At 50.4% G+C, this 14,211-nt stretch carries 11 protein-coding genes; 3 read left to right on the forward strand and 8 right to left on the reverse strand.

The window, feature by feature from the left end:
• Positions 1-816, forward strand: coding sequence for a mechanosensitive ion channel family protein (locus BLP64_RS07470; protein ID WP_092593277.1), 816 nt, complete (start codon positions 1-3; stop codon positions 814-816).
• On the opposite strand, the gene BLP64_RS07475 is transcribed toward BLP64_RS07470, so the two are convergent.
• The 6 genes from BLP64_RS07475 to narL all read right to left on the reverse strand — a co-directional run bounded on the left by BLP64_RS07475 (position 776) and on the right by narL (position 7,605).
• Positions 776-1,822 (reverse strand): ACP S-malonyltransferase, encoded by a 1,047-nt coding sequence (locus BLP64_RS07475; protein WP_092593279.1) that lies wholly within the window; start codon positions 1,820-1,822, stop codon positions 776-778. The two genes, BLP64_RS07470 and BLP64_RS07475, sit on opposite strands and share 41 nt — an antisense overlap.
• Positions 1,823-4,018, reverse strand: coding sequence for a thiamine pyrophosphate-dependent enzyme (locus BLP64_RS07480; protein ID WP_092593281.1), 2,196 nt, complete (start codon positions 4,016-4,018; stop codon positions 1,823-1,825).
• A 27-nt stretch (positions 4,019-4,045) separates the two neighbouring features.
• Positions 4,046-5,221: an acyl-CoA dehydrogenase gene (locus BLP64_RS07485; RefSeq protein WP_092593283.1), complete on the reverse strand. Its 1,176-nt coding sequence runs from the start codon at positions 5,219-5,221 to the stop codon at positions 4,046-4,048.
• 124 nt (positions 5,222-5,345) lie between these two features.
• Entirely contained in the window at positions 5,346-5,540 is a 195-nt protein-coding gene (locus BLP64_RS07490) for a YfhL family 4Fe-4S dicluster ferredoxin (RefSeq protein WP_092593285.1), read from the reverse strand.
• Positions 5,524-6,858, reverse strand: a complete 1,335-nt coding sequence (gene trhP, locus BLP64_RS07495; RefSeq protein ID WP_092593452.1) for a prephenate-dependent tRNA uridine(34) hydroxylase TrhP — start codon at positions 6,856-6,858, stop codon at positions 5,524-5,526. The genes BLP64_RS07490 and trhP overlap by 17 nt, the downstream gene beginning before the upstream one ends.
• A gap of 87 nt (positions 6,859-6,945) precedes the next feature.
• Positions 6,946-7,605, reverse strand: coding sequence for a two-component system response regulator NarL (gene narL, locus BLP64_RS07500; protein ID WP_092593287.1), 660 nt, complete (start codon positions 7,603-7,605; stop codon positions 6,946-6,948).
• A 220-nt stretch (positions 7,606-7,825) separates the two neighbouring features.
• On the opposite strand from narL, the gene BLP64_RS07505 reads away from it, so the two are divergent.
• Positions 7,826-9,133, forward strand: coding sequence for an MFS transporter (locus tag BLP64_RS07505; RefSeq protein ID WP_143001078.1), 1,308 nt, complete (start codon positions 7,826-7,828; stop codon positions 9,131-9,133).
• A gap of 1 nt (position 9,134) precedes the next feature.
• On the opposite strand, the gene BLP64_RS07510 is transcribed toward BLP64_RS07505, so the two are convergent.
• Complete coding sequence (locus BLP64_RS07510) at positions 9,135-10,934, reverse strand: histidine kinase (RefSeq protein WP_092593292.1); 1,800 nt, start codon at positions 10,932-10,934, stop codon at positions 9,135-9,137.
• Positions 10,935-11,018: 84 nt separating this feature from the next.
• On the opposite strand from BLP64_RS07510, the gene tmpT reads away from it, so the two are divergent.
• Positions 11,019-11,657 carry a thiopurine S-methyltransferase gene (gene tmpT, locus BLP64_RS07515; RefSeq protein WP_176754947.1) on the forward strand — a complete coding sequence of 213 codons (639 nt, stop codon included), beginning with the start codon at positions 11,019-11,021 and terminating at the stop codon, positions 11,655-11,657.
• 46 nt (positions 11,658-11,703) lie between these two features.
• Here tmpT and BLP64_RS07520 read toward each other — a convergent pair whose 3' ends face one another.
• Positions 11,704-13,974 (reverse strand): nitric-oxide reductase large subunit, encoded by a 2,271-nt coding sequence (locus BLP64_RS07520; RefSeq protein WP_092593296.1) that lies wholly within the window; start codon positions 13,972-13,974, stop codon positions 11,704-11,706.
• Positions 13,975-14,211: the final 237 nt, after the last annotated feature.

Genomic DNA, 14,211 nt, shown 5'->3' on the forward strand with positions numbered 1-14,211 from the left:
ATGGAAGCTGAAAAATTACTTGGGTTGTTTAAAACCCTGACGCAAGACATTGTGATTGAAATTGTTGTCGTCATTACCTCCGCAGTCCTGATTGTGTGGCTGAGCCAACGTGTGCTCCCTTGGTTAGCGAACCATTTGTATGGTCGGCAACGCTTGCTGTTGTTAGCTCTGATCCCCACTACCCGCATTCTGATTTTCTTGCTTGCCTTGGCGTGGGTGGTCCCTTTGGTGATTGAAACGACCATGCAAAACATGATCGCCATCTTGGGTGCTGCGGGTGTGGCCATTGGCTTTGCCATGAAGGATTACGTCAGCAGTCTGATTGCGGGCATTGTCGCTGTGTATGAGTTGCCCTACCGCCCAGGTGATTGGATAGAAGTGGATGGCCAGTATGGCGAAGTAACACACATTGGGATGCGAACGGTTGAGATCGTCACAGCGAATGGTGACTTTGTCTTCGTCCCCCATCTGAAAATTTGGGACCATCTTATTGTGAATGCGAATCGTGGGAAGCCGAGCTTGCTGTGTGTGATCGACTTTTATTTGGCCGCGGATCATGACCCCTACCTGGTGCAGCAAGTTCTCTACGACGTTGCCTTAACCAGCCCATATTTGCAGCTCAGTGAACCCATTGCGGTGGTCGTTGCGGAGCAGCCTTGGGGAACCCATTACCAGCTAAAAGCTAATCCAATTGATCCCCGCCAGCAGTTTTTATTTAAATCGGATGTGACGGCACGCGGCAAAACATGCCTACGTGCCTTATCAGTGCCGTTTGCTAACTTGCCACCAGACTGCGTTGTTGAGGTATCCCCATAGACAAAATATAGGGGAGTTCTGCTTGCTGGCGCTCGGCAAAGGTGGTTTTACTGTCCAAGCCTTGCCAATTCATGGCAATGAGGGCTTGGGCAACGGCGCCGCCTAACCCTGCCCCAGGACCCAGTAAAATAATATGATCAGGGGCAAACTCTTTCACCGCCACCTGAATGGCGCGGGTGAAATGATAGGTTTGGGTGACTTGATGGTCCAAGGTGTATTGCTGCAATGCCGCCGTATTGACCGCTTGCGGTGTCCAAATATGACCCCGCCCATCAATTAAGGGAATGCTGGGGGGATGAAACAGGTGCGCTGGCCAAAGTTGCTGAGCTTGATCTGCAGCGTTGGTCATCATGGCAGTGTGGAAGGCAGCGTGGCCCGGTAAAATCATGGGGAACCGATCATCCACTCGCGGGAGTGCGGCTACCGCTGCCTGACAGGCTTCGGTGGTACCCGCGAGTACCGCATAGCCCCCGTAGTGGATGGACAGGTACAGCTCCCCTTCATGGCGGGCTAATTGTTCTGCCACCGCAGCTTCATAGCCGGGATGAGGTCGCCATTCACTATCCACCAAGGGGTAAATAAATTGTGCTCCGGCTCCTGCTGCTGTGAGCTCTGCCATGGAAGTCACCAACCGAGTAGTTGTGGCAATATCCCAGCAACCTGCGCACGCCATGGTGGTATACCAACCCATGGAGTTTCCAGTGAGCGCCACAATGTCGAATTGCTCCTGATTGATCGCTAAGTAGTCTAGATAGCCACCCGCATAAATTAATGCCGCTGCATTCGTGGCATGTTGGTGCAGGGTGCTTTTATAGTGCGGTGCCTGATCCAATTCGGTAACGGTTGGTAGCTTAAGAGCGGCACGGGTTTGATCGATTTGTGCCAGCGCATGCTTGGCAGCGGTGTGATTGGCACCGATGTTTGCAATAATCGAGCCTAACTCAGGGCGGTTGTAGGTACCCCGTCCTGGGCAAACAACTAACGCAGTCCGGCGAGTCGTCGTCATTTATTTTGCCTCCAAGAGTTGCTGGGCTGCCGCGACAATTTGTTCCATGGATGGCAAGACATGATAAGCAGCCTGACCTAACGGAATGAAACTATCTTCAGCGTTCAGCCGGGCGATTTGGAAGCGGCCCGGTTGCTGTTCATGCAAGACCGTAAACAGCTCTTCGCTGAGTGAACCGCGGCGTCGGCATTCGTCGACAATAAGGATGCGCTGACAGCCGTCGAGCGCCGCTAGAAGTGGTTCGATATGCAAGGGCACTAAGCAGCGTAAATCAATCACGCGTACTTGATATCCTTGCGCGGCAAGCTGAGCTTCGGCTTGGCGACTGAGGTAATAGCCATTGCCATAAGAAATAATGGCTAAATCCGTCCCGGTCCCATGCACGCTCGGTTCACCAAGCGCAGGGGTTGGCTCATCCACCACGGGATACTCTGCCAACCATAAGCCATCACCCGGTTCGTGTAAGTCGCGGGTCATGTACAGTGCGATGGGCTCCAAGACGATCACAACCCGCTGCTCGCGGGCGGCAAGCTCAACGGCTTGGCGCATGAGTAACACCCCATCTCGGCCATTCGATGGGCAGACGACAATCACCCCTGGAATATCTCGAAATACCGCAAAGGAGTTGTCGTTATGGAAGTGTCCCCCAAAGCCACGTTGGTAGGCTAAGCCTGCAATACGAATCACCATGGGGTTGGTGTATTGCCCATTTGAGAAGAAGGATAAGGTGGCGGCTTCCCCTCTGATTTGGTCTTCAGCATTATGCACATACGCTAAGAACTGAATTTCAGGAATGGGGATTAACCCTTGCTGTGCCATCCCGATCGCCAAGCCCAGAATACTTTGCTCATCCAGTAAGGTGTTGATGACTCGATTGGGGCCAAAGGCTTCAAATAAGTGTTGCGTAACGTGGTAAACCCCACCTTTTTTACCGATATCCTCGCCACAGAGAACTGTATTTGGATATTGCGCCATGAGATCATGCAGCGCTAAGTTAATCAGCTTGGCTAAGTGCTGGGGCTTGCCCGCATTGTGTTTATCCCACGCGAATAATTGCGTTCGCTCGCTCCCTTGCACCGGCGGAGGCAAGGCGATATCCCGCGCTGGCGGCACAATGGATGCCATCACCTGTTCGGCCGTTTCCAACTTGGGTCGCTGTGCCGCTTGCTCGGCAATGCGAGCAATGCGTTGTTGTTGCTGCTGAATATATTGGCTCAAGCTGTGGTGGGTAAATATCCCGCGGGCGATGAGTGCCGCACAACTCAATTGCAGTGGGTCTCGGAGTGCGTCTGCAGCGATGGCCTCTTTGCTGCGATAAGCTACTTCAGCGTCAGCACCCGCATGACCAAATAAGCGGACCGTACGTAAATGCAATACGGCCGGGCGGCGGCGCTGTCGCACATAGTCGGCAGCAGCACAGGCAACGGCATAGGTTTCTTCAAGATTGCTGCCGTCTGCGGTGAAGTATTTGAGCTCGGGACGTTGGCTGAGTTGTTGCTGTATCCACCCCGTTGGGGTGTGGGTAGAAATACCTAACCCATTATCTTCACAAACCAGCAGCAGCGGCATGGGGGCACTTTGATAGGCTGCCCAACAGGCGGCATTAATGGCACCAACCGCGGTCGAGTGGTTGGCCGAAGCATCACCGAAACTACAGACGGCAATCGCATCATGGGGCCAGGTGCCGGCTTGGCCGATGCGTTCCGATAAACCAATGGCATAGGCGGTGCCCATTGCTTTGGGCAAATGGGAAGCAATGGTGCTGGTTTGTGGTGGAATATTTAACTGCAAACTGCCGAGTACTTTGTGTCGCCCTGCTGAAATAGGGTCATCCGCCGATGCAGCAAAGCTGAGGAGAAGATCGTACAGTGGGGTGGAACCCGGTAATTGCTTTGCCCGCTGAATAAAAAATGCCCCGCTGCGGTAATGCAGGAAGGCGGGGTCAGTAACGCGGAGTGCTTTCGCAATTGCAGCATTGGCTTCGTGGCCCGAGCTGCCGATGGTATAGAAGCTTTGCCCCTGCGCCTGCATTAAACGCGACTGGAGATCGAGCAAACGACTCCACAACTGAGATTCAAAGACATCAAATAATTCAATATCGTTCAGCACGCCGACAGCAGGGGGTGCTGTCGGGAGCTGTTGGGCTTCAATGTGTTGGATAAACTCCGCGAGCCACGGGTGCATTGCAGCAGCCATTGGAAGACCTCCTGCGCGTTGGCGTGATTAACTAAACGCCTGGAGGCCGGTTTGTGCGCGCCCTAAAATCAATGCGTGCACATCATGCGTGCCTTCATAGGTATTCACCGCTTCAAGGTTCATCACATGGCGAATCACATGGAATTCGTCGGCGATGCCGTTGCCGCCGTGCATATCACGAGCGATACGGGCAATGTCCAACGCCTTTCCGCACGAGTTGCGCTTAATGAGCGAAATCGTTTCTGGGGGAAGTTGCTCGTTATCCATGAGGCGGCCTGCTTGCAAGCATGACAGCAACCCGATAGAAATTTCCGTTTGCATGTCTGCCAACTTCTTCTGAATGAGCTGAGTGGCAGCCAGCGGGCGATTAAATTGGTGGCGATCCAAAGTGTATTGACGCGCTGCATGCCAGCAGAACTCCGCCGCACCGAGTGCCCCCCACGCAATGCCGTAACGGGCTTTATTTAAGCATCCAAACGGACCTTTCAAGCCACTGACGTTGGGGAGCAAGGCTGTTTCCGGAACTTCAACATTATCCATGACAATTTCACCTGTAATGGACGCACGGAGTGAGAATTTACCTTCGATTTTGGGAGCGGATAAGCCCGGAGTGCCTTTTTCTAACACGAACCCACGAATTTCACCGTCTAACTTTGCCCACACGACGAATACATCGGCAATAGGAGAGTTGGTGATCCACATTTTCGTGCCGTTAAGAACGTAACCATTGGCAGTTTTCTTGGCGGTGGTGCGCATGCTCGCAGGATCAGAGCCTGCATCGGGCTCGGTCAGGCCAAAACAGCCGACCCATTCGCCACTGGCAAGTTTGGGCAAATACTTCATGCGTTGTTCTTCGGTGCCGTAGGCATAGATGGGGTGCATGACCAAGCTCGATTGCACGCTCATCGCACTGCGATAACCACTATCAACTCGTTCAACTTCCCGAGCAATCAGGCCGTAGCAGACGTAACTAACCTCAGCACAGCCATATTTTTCAGGAAGAGTGGCACCGAGTAACCCGAGCTGCCCCAATTCGGTCATGATTTCTCGGTCAAAGTGTTCCTCTCGGTTGGCCATGAGAATACGTGGCATGAGTTTTTCTTGGCAATATTGGTGTGCCGTATCACGAATCATGCGCTCTTCTTCAGTGAGCATGGATGAAAATTGGAAAGGGTCTTGCCAATCGAAAGGGTAACGAGCCATGGGAAATCCTCCGTATTTAATTCAATCGCGGATAACGCATTGTGCAAACGAGGGTACCACTTTACATCGGAATAACATAAAGTTAAATCAAATAAAAATTAACATTCCGTTCGTTTGCGCCGGATTAATCAGCAACCAGCACCATGCATTCAATGGGACAAACCGGGATACAAGCCGGCTCATCATAATAGCCCACGCACTCGGTGCATTTGTTGGGATCGACTTGGTAATGCTCGCGCCCCATGCTAATGGCTTCATTGGGGCACTCTGGCACACACATATCGCAATTGATGCAATCACTCTCAATGACTACTGGCATCGGTTACCTCCACGACAGGGATAGGGGTTGGTGTTGTGACTTGCTTAATCAGCATGCTGACAGCCGCTTCGGCAGCGGTTAATGCAACTGGAAGTTGCACCTGAACTTGACGTCCCGCCCCTGCGGCACGGGTCAGAGGCTGCTTGCTGGCATCGAACATTGTGTCGAGCTGAAAGGTGATATTGCCCGATGGCTTCATCAGGATTAATTGATCCCCCACCGCAAAGGCATTTTTCACGTCAACCCACGCTAGGGTGCCATCTTGCTGCAGAATTTCGCCAACGAACAGTTGTTCACCTTGGCTATGACTGGTGTCGTAATTTTGAGTTTCATTGGGCACATGGCGGCGTAAAAAGCCTTCCGTGAATCCGCGGTTTGCCATGCCTTCCAATTCGGTTAATAACGCTGGGTTAAAGGGCTTGCCGGACACTGCATCATCGATAGCTTGGCGATACACTTGGGCAGTTCGCGCAACGTAGTAGGGCGATTTTGTTCGGCCTTCAATTTTCAATGAATGAACGCCGATCCGTGTTAATGCTTCGACGTGCTGAATTCCCCTTAAATCTTTGGAGTTCATGATGTAGGTGCCGTGCAAATCTTCATCCATCAACATATATTCACCCGGCCGTTGCGGCTCCGTGAGGAGCACCGGGGTATCAATGGGGTTGAATTGACCGACTTCATCTTCGGCTGCGGCATGAACTTGATAGGGCCAACGACAGGAGTTGGTGCAGGCACCTTGGTTCGGATCGCGCTTATTAAAGTAGCCAGAGAGTAAACAGCGTCCTGAATAGGCCATGCAAAGTGCGCCGTGCACGAATACTTCCAATTCCATATCAGGGCAATGCTCCCGTATTTCCGCAATTTCACGGACTTCTAATTCACGGGATAAGATGACGCGCTCAATGCCTTGCTGCTGCCAAAATTTAACCGCAGCCCAGTTGACGGTATTCGCCTGCACGCTTAAGTGCAGAACTTGTTCGGGAAAGTGAGTGCGTAGCAACATCACAATGCCCGGATCAGACACAATCAAAGCGTCGGGTTGCAGCGCAACCACTGGCTTCATGTCTTCAACAAAGGTGCGTAACTTCGCGTTATGAGGAGCGATATTGACGACCACATAAAATTTCTTACCCAACGCGTGAGCTTCGGCGATGCCTTGCGCTAAACGGGGTAAATCAAATTCGTTATTACGAACACGCAAGCTGTAACGCGGTTGGCCTGCATAAACGGCGTCTGCCCCGTAGGCAAAAGCAAGTCGCATGGCTTTTAAGCTGCCCGCAGGGCTGAGTAATTCTGGTTGGGGTAGTGACGACATAACACCTTCATGCATACTGCAATCATGCAAAGCAAATTAACGGTCGGGTAGTTTATACCGTGACCGTTAAAGGGGTGTTGATGCGGATCAAGATTTATCCGTGTGCTGCTCGTGGTTGACCATCCATACAGCGGCTTCAACACGGGAGCGCAACCCTAACTTTTTCAGTAAGTGTTTGACATGAACTTTGACCGTGCCATCAGAAATATCGAGCTCACGAGCAATGAGCTTATTACTCATTCCTTTTGCGATCAGCTCAAGAATCTCACGCTCCCGATTGGTGAGGGTATCTAACTTGCTAGAGGTGGGTGCGGAGGGGCGGCGTAAGGCGGTGGCGAGAACTTCGGTAATGGCTTCACTTAAGACCATTTTGCCATCAATGGCGCGGATAATTTGCTCCATCAATAACTCAGGATCCATGTCTTTCAACAAGTAGCCATCTGCCCCATGAGTAATCGCAGCCACAATATCTTCATCGGCATCTGACACAGTGAGCATCACGATCCGTGATGTGACGCCTTGATCACGCATGCGTTTGAGCGTTTCAATGCCGTCCATGCCTTGCATGTTGAGATCAAGAATAATGAGATCCGGGTCAAGTTCTGCTGCTTGGACGAGAGCATCGGCACCATTGCTGCATTCGGCAATGACGGCTAAATCGTCTTCCATCGAAATTAGCTGTTTTAACCCCTTCCGTAATAACGGATGGTCGTCGACAAGCATAATGGTCGCTGGATTGTCAGACATAAAGAACTCCTTGTTTCATCGGTTTCTTGCGTTCGCGCAGAATGTTTTAACATACATTGTGACACAATGTGACGAAACAAGGTAAATCATCACGCAATCTATCCCTTTTGGGGTAATTGTTCTTGCCACTTCTGCTTTAGTGATTATCCCTCCCGCTGAATTGTCGTACTTACTGGATTGGCGCATAGTGGTCAGTATCCAGACCAGTAAGGGGTGAATTGTGAATACGATGCGCGCGTCATCAACGGTTGATAAGGCAACTGCAGTCAATTTGATTGTGGGCATGACGCTGTGGATGAGCCTTAGTGTGCTGGTCGTGCAATTATTTACCGTTGAAGCAGGCTTTAGCTTTGCTCAGCTCTATCGCCTCTTGGCCATTTCAGGACTCAGTGCAACAGGTTGGCACTTTTTGTTCTTTTGGTTGGGTGAACGAGCGATGCAAGCGCGTTTTATCCATCTCAGTACGTTCGCGCTGCTCATTCCTGCCGGAGCAATGATCGGCTTGTTAAATCATCCTCCGTTATCGTATACCGCTCTGCAATGGCTTGCTGTGGCTTGTGGTTTTGGTGGTGCTCAGTTCATTGCATTTGCCCAAACCGACAGAATTGATCACAGCGCACTGGGGTGGACGCTCGCTGTGAACGTTGGGATTGCAGGGGTTGGGATTGTTGTCGCCCAAGCGGCATTGCCATTGCTTTCAAGCTTTAGTTGGGGCGGCGCCCAAGCATGGGTCACCATGCACGGGAGCGGTGATATTGTCGGAGTTATTGCTCCTGGCACCTCCTTGTACTTAGCGAACCATGGCTGGCTGGTGGTAGGTGTCTTGATTTTGGCCGCTATTGCTTGGCGTTACACGTCAATGCCTCAAGCGACGCAGCAACAAACGAAGATGCGAAAACCAACCTCACGCTATCGCGCTATTTTACGGAATAAACATACCTGGGTGATGACCTTGCTCTACCTCATGGCATTTGGTTCTTTCATCGGGTTTGCGATTACCTTTCCGCTGAGTTTACAAACATTTAGCACAAGTTATGCCCCAAGTGCCCTCACTTATGCGTGGATTGGTCCGTTACTGGGCGTATTAGCTCGACCATTGGGCGGCTGGCTAGCCGATGCCTTTGGAGGGGCTAAGGTCACACTGTGGTGTGCTGGAGTATTGACGGTGAGTTGTGTGATTGCTGGTGTGATTACTTACCAAGCCAGTCACAGTGAGTTACCAGAGCAGTGGTTCTTAGGTTATTTGCTGACATTTTTAGTGATTTTCATGGCAACCGGCGCAGGCAGTAGTGCGATATTTCGTAGTGCCAGTGTGGTCATCCCGTTTGAACTGCTGGCCCTGGCGCTACGCTGGCTGACTGCTGTCGCTACCGCGGGAGCTGCGTATATTCCAGCGTTGTGGTACGTGAACAGCAGCTTAGCGACACCGGCTTATGCATTATTTGGCTTCGCCGTATTCTATTTGCTTTGCATGGGCTTGGTTGCCAGCATGTATTTGCGTACCCGAAGCGAGTTTTATAACCCCTAAGTTATACTGTGGTTGGCTGGCGCTCCAGAATGTATTGCGGGGTAAATTCGAAATACACCCCGGTACCCCCTACATCACGCCGTTGAATTTTAATCTGCCCCCCTAGATGCCGACTCCGCTCCTGCATAATGGCAAGACCATAGTGGTTCAGCTTTTCAGCATTATCAGGGATTCCAATGCCGTTATCTTCAATGCTTAAATGAATCACTTCTTCCGCATCTTGGGATAACTGCACCACCACGTCGGTGCCCTGACTGTGATGAATCGTATTCTGACAAGCTTCGCGAATAATTTGCAGTAAGTGGATCTCTTCGTGCGGTGCTAAGGGGGTGTTTTCTAGCCGATAATCTAAGCGAAAGGAAATTTCAGACTGATTGTTAAACTGTTGCATGGTGGTTTGTAAGGCATGTAACAGCCCTGCGCCATCAACTTTCAAGCGGAAGGTGGTGAGTAATTCGCGCAGTTGGCGGTAAGCGGCGTTTAAGCCTTCATGAAGTTCATGAGCCACGTCCTCAATGACTTCTTGGTTGTTTTTGGCGATAGCTTTGTTCAGTCGCGTGACTTGAATTTTTAAATAGGACAAGGCTTGCGCTAATGAGTCATGCAACTCGCGCGCAATCACAGTTCGCTCCTGAATAAGCGCTAATCGTCGTACTTGTTCTTCTTCTTGCTTCAAGCTCAAGGCAATGGCAAGCTGATCAGCCACTGACTGGATGAGTTGCTGCTGCACATCAGTAAGCTGTTCTGTGTGTGGGCAGCGCGCGACTATCACCCCGTAATTGTGGTGTTCTCGAGTGATTGAAAAACGATAAATTCGTTTACCGAACTCGATGGACACGCCGGCACAAGCATTCACACATTGGCTGCAATCGATGCCTTCACAGGGGTCAAACGTTGCCCCGACGGGCTGCACCTGTAAATAGGGCTTATTTCCTGCTTCGGTAATCAAACATAATTCAATGTCTTCAACTTCTGCGGCACGTTTTAAGCCATTCACAATGGTGGTGAAATCATGATAACCCGGTGAATGTTCAATGATGGTCCGCGCGGTTTCATACAGAAATTGCAGTCGAATATTCGATTTTTGAATGGCCTGAGTTTGTTCGGCAACCCGTTTTTCTAAGTTACCGTACATGTGGCCAATGGCCTCATTCATTTTATTTAAGGTGCCGGCTAGCACTCCCAGTTCATCGCGCATTGGATGTTTAACGCGGGCGGTGAAGTCACCTTGACCAATTCTGCGAGCCGCTTGGGTTAGCACTTCTAGTGGGTACCGTACGCGGGTGCGCAACCAATAAAATATGACCAAAGCCAAGCCAATACTACTGAATAAGCTCACTACTTGAATGGAGCGAATGGAGCGAATCCGTGATTCCGCGTCTTGCTGAATTGCTGTGACCACTTGGTTGATATGGGCAATTTGCGGTTGAATGGCCAGCATTAAATTTTCCTGCGGAATTTGCCCATCCCCTACTTGTTGTTGGAATGCTAGCCATTGGGTTTTGGAACGCTGAAATTGTTGGGCTAATTCGCTTTGTTCATGTTGAAAACGTTTAAACACATGGTGATTCCAACTGGCCGTTAACTGTTCGGCAACCGCGTCCGCTTCAGCGGGGGCATACATGACCTGCAGGGTGTATTGATACGCTTGGTAACGCAACGAGCCCGCCATGTTAATGGCTAAGGCGTCATGATCGGCTTTCTCTGAAAGCCAATATGACGCCAGCAACGTGATGATCGTTAACCCGACCATGGCGCTGAGGGCGATACCAATTCGTGTAACAATAGAGAAATTATTCATCGTGACCTGACTACTAGAGTCATTGCTGTAACTTCGTTATAGTTTAATCCGAATTTAAGCAAGATGCGAACAAAGGAAGAAGTTATGGACCATGAGTTTTGGCATGAACGGTGGCAGCGGGGTGAAATTGGTTTCCATCGAGCGCAGGTTCATCCTATTTTAACGGCGCAAATTGCTCATTTAGTCGCACCACCAGCAACGGTATTTGTGCCGTTGAGTGGCAAAACGCTGGATATGAAATGGCTCCTTGATGAGGGGTATCAGGTGGTGGGAGTGGAATTGAGTGCGGCTGCCATCGAGGCGTTTATGGAAGAGCATCAGTTAGCCTACACCTGCACTCAGCAGGGCCCATTCCAGGTCTATCAGGCGCCGGGCATCACCCTCTACCAAGGTGATTTCTTCGAGCTTCAACCCGTTCATTTAGAAGCCTGTCATGCGTGGTATGATCGGGCTGCACTGGTCGCACTCCCCGTAGCGATGCGACAAGAATACAACCAACACTTACAGCAAATATTACCTCCCTCGGCCAAGGGGTTATTGATTACGGTTGAGTATCCAGAGGGATATTGGAAAGGTCCTCCCTTTGCGATTTGGGAGGCAGAAGTTCGCACTGCATACGAAGACCGTTATCAGGTTCATTCTCTGCCATCACAGCCAGGCTTTATTGAAGGTGGCGATAGTCAGGTGCTCGAACACAGTTATCTGCTAGAGCCCAAGGCATAAAAAAAGCCCGAGATAGAAGAACTATCTCGGGCGGTACTGCGAACGGTTATTTCACCGGAACAACATCAGCGACAGGTTGCTGTTGTTTTCCGAGGAGCCCCATGACCACTTGGTGGGCAACTGCCAGTCCACCAATAATGAAGACCACGTCACCAATGGTACGAATCCAGCGTAGTGTTTGCAGAATCGGTTGCTGCATAAACTCTTCACTGCGGGCATACCAAAGGCCTTCTGATGCCGAGGCGAAGAACTGGATGAAACCGACTGGCAGCAAGCTGGTGAACAACATCAGGCAGAGGCCAATGTTGAGCCACCAGAATGAGGTTTTCATGATTTTTTCGTTGAATGCAAATTGCGGGCGTAAGTACCGCAAAATCAGCAATACGAAACCAATGGCGAGGAACCCATACACGCCAAACAATGCTGCGTGGGCGTGAGTTGGGGTCGTGTTCAACCCTTGGATGTAGTACAGCGCAATGGGGGGGTTAATCATGAAACCAAGCACGCCAGCACCGAGGAAGTTCCAGAATGCTACGGCAACAAAGCAGAGTAATGGCCATTTCACCCGTTCCATCCAAGCCGCTTTATGCTGCAGACTCCAGTTTTCCCATGCTTCATAGCCCAACACAATGAGTGGAACAACTTCAAGGGCTGAGAAGGTGGCACCAACGGCCATGACAGGAGTTGTTGTGCCTGAGAAATATAAGTGATGGAAGGTACCAGGAACCCCACCCAGCAAGAACAGCGAGGCTGATGCAAGCGAAGCAGTGGTTGCCATTCGGCGTGAAACGAGACCCATGCTGTGGAAAATAAAGGCCAATGCTGTGGTTGCAAAAACTTCGAAGAATCCTTCAACCCATAAATGGACAATCCACCAACGCCAGTACTCCATAATAGAGATATGGGTGCGTTCACCATAGAAGAATCCTGCGCCATAGAAGAGACCAATGGCCACGATGGAGGCGGTTAATAGGGCTAACAGGTTTTTGTCCCCAGGTTGTTTTAAGGCGCCAACAACGGTACGGAGCATTAAGACCAACCAGAAGGCAATGCCAGCAAATTTACCAATTTGCCAGATACGACCTAAATCCACATATTCATACCCTTGGTGACCCCACCAGAAGTTCAGATGCTCTGGCATGATTTGCGCAATGGCTAAGTAGTTTCCGATGAAGGAGCCGGCCACCACAACCACCAATGCCCAGAATAAGATATCGACCCCAAGCTTTTGATACTTAGGATCTTTACCACCATTAATAATGGGCCCTAAGAATAAACCAGCAGCTAAGAATCCGGTCGCGATCCAGAATAAAGCGGCCTGAATATGCCAAGTTCTCACCAGCGAGTAAGGGAACCACTCAGACACATTAATGCCATAGAAATGTTGTCCTTCAACGGTGTAGTGAGCAGTAAATCCACCCAGGAAAATTTGGAAAATAAACAACGCCATCACTAAGAACAGATACTTTCCGAGCGCTCGTTGTGACGGGGTTAACTTGACCAAACTAATCGGGTCTTTAGCAGGTGCTTGAGGTTCTTCTTCATCGTGTTTGCGTAAGAATGCCCACCCCCAAATAAGACCACCAATCCCTGCAACTAACAGGATAATTGAAATGAGCGACCAAATAATGTTTTCGGCCGAAGGGGTGTTATCGATCAGCGGTTCATGAGGCCAGTTATTGGTGTAAGTAACATCAGAATCAGGCCGTTCTGTTGCTGCTGCCCACGCGGTCCAGAAAAAGAAATGAGTCATCACCTCACGCCGCTCTGCGCTGGGTAAGGTGTTTTCTTTCATCGCGTAACTTTGGCGAGTTGTTGTTAAGGATAAGTCATCGCTAAACAAGCGGTCATAGTAGGCAGCGGTTTGCGATATGGCTGCCGCTCGAACGTCATCAATGACTAAGCGATTATTCGCGGCATCATAGGTTGGGTTGCGGTAGGTCTGCTTGAGTTCAAACCGCAATGCGTTTTGTAATTCAGGCGTTAGTTTTTCATAAGGGACACCATAAGTTTGTTGTGCCTTAATATCCAGCCATGCCACCAGTTCACGGTGTAGCCAATCAGCCGTCCAGTCTGGCGCTTGGTAGGCGCCGTGCCCCCAAATTGAGCCAAGTTGCATGCCGCCCACAGATTGCCATGCCGTTTGCCCGTCCAGTATGGATGTTTCTGTCATCAGTACTTGGCCTGATTCGGTCACAACTTGTGCAGGAATGGGTGGAGCCTTGCGGTAAACCTCGGTGCCGAAGTATCCGAGAATGCCGAAGGTAATGGCAAGAATGATGATCAGTGTCCACCACAGCTTTTTATAACCTGCCATTTGGCACCTCCGTTGGTAAGTATTGGTGTTTCATTTTTTATGTTCTCCCGTAAGCAGATAGACGCTTTTTAAACAATGAATTAGCGCACCCATGAGCAACTAAGCAATTCACATGCCAACACTTAACCAATTGAGATTAAAGGATTATTTATTTTTAATGGTTAAAATGACCCTGCTTGATAAGGGTTGATTTTACCCTGCTTGGTGCAAACAACCGTGGCCGTAGAGAAAGGAACC

The organism is Pseudidiomarina indica, from assembly GCF_900104245.1.
GTDB lineage: Bacteria > Pseudomonadota > Gammaproteobacteria > Enterobacterales > Alteromonadaceae > Pseudidiomarina > Pseudidiomarina indica.

What these genes read in the sequence shown, in the direction of transcription:
- BLP64_RS07470 (WP_092593277.1), top strand. Translation starts at nt 1, where the DNA reads ATGGAAGCTGAAAAATTACTTGGGTTGTTTAAAACCCTGACGCAAGAC.
- BLP64_RS07475 (WP_092593279.1), bottom strand. Translation starts at nt 1,822, where the DNA reads ATGACGACGACTCGCCGGACTGCGTTAGTTGTTTGCCCAGGACGGGGT.
- BLP64_RS07480 (WP_092593281.1), bottom strand. Translation starts at nt 4,018, where the DNA reads ATGGCTGCTGCAATGCACCCGTGGCTCGCGGAGTTTATCCAACACATT.
- BLP64_RS07485 (WP_092593283.1), bottom strand. Translation starts at nt 5,221, where the DNA reads ATGGCTCGTTACCCTTTCGATTGGCAAGACCCTTTCCAATTTTCATCC.
- BLP64_RS07490 (WP_092593285.1), bottom strand. Translation starts at nt 5,540, where the DNA reads ATGCCAGTAGTCATTGAGAGTGATTGCATCAATTGCGATATGTGTGTG.
- trhP (WP_092593452.1), bottom strand. Translation starts at nt 6,858, where the DNA reads ATGTCGTCACTACCCCAACCAGAATTACTCAGCCCTGCGGGCAGCTTA.
- narL (WP_092593287.1), bottom strand. Translation starts at nt 7,605, where the DNA reads ATGTCTGACAATCCAGCGACCATTATGCTTGTCGACGACCATCCGTTA.
- BLP64_RS07510 (WP_092593292.1), bottom strand. Translation starts at nt 10,934, where the DNA reads ATGAATAATTTCTCTATTGTTACACGAATTGGTATCGCCCTCAGCGCC.
- tmpT (WP_176754947.1), top strand. Translation starts at nt 11,019, where the DNA reads ATGGACCATGAGTTTTGGCATGAACGGTGGCAGCGGGGTGAAATTGGT.
- BLP64_RS07520 (WP_092593296.1), bottom strand. Translation starts at nt 13,974, where the DNA reads ATGGCAGGTTATAAAAAGCTGTGGTGGACACTGATCATCATTCTTGCC.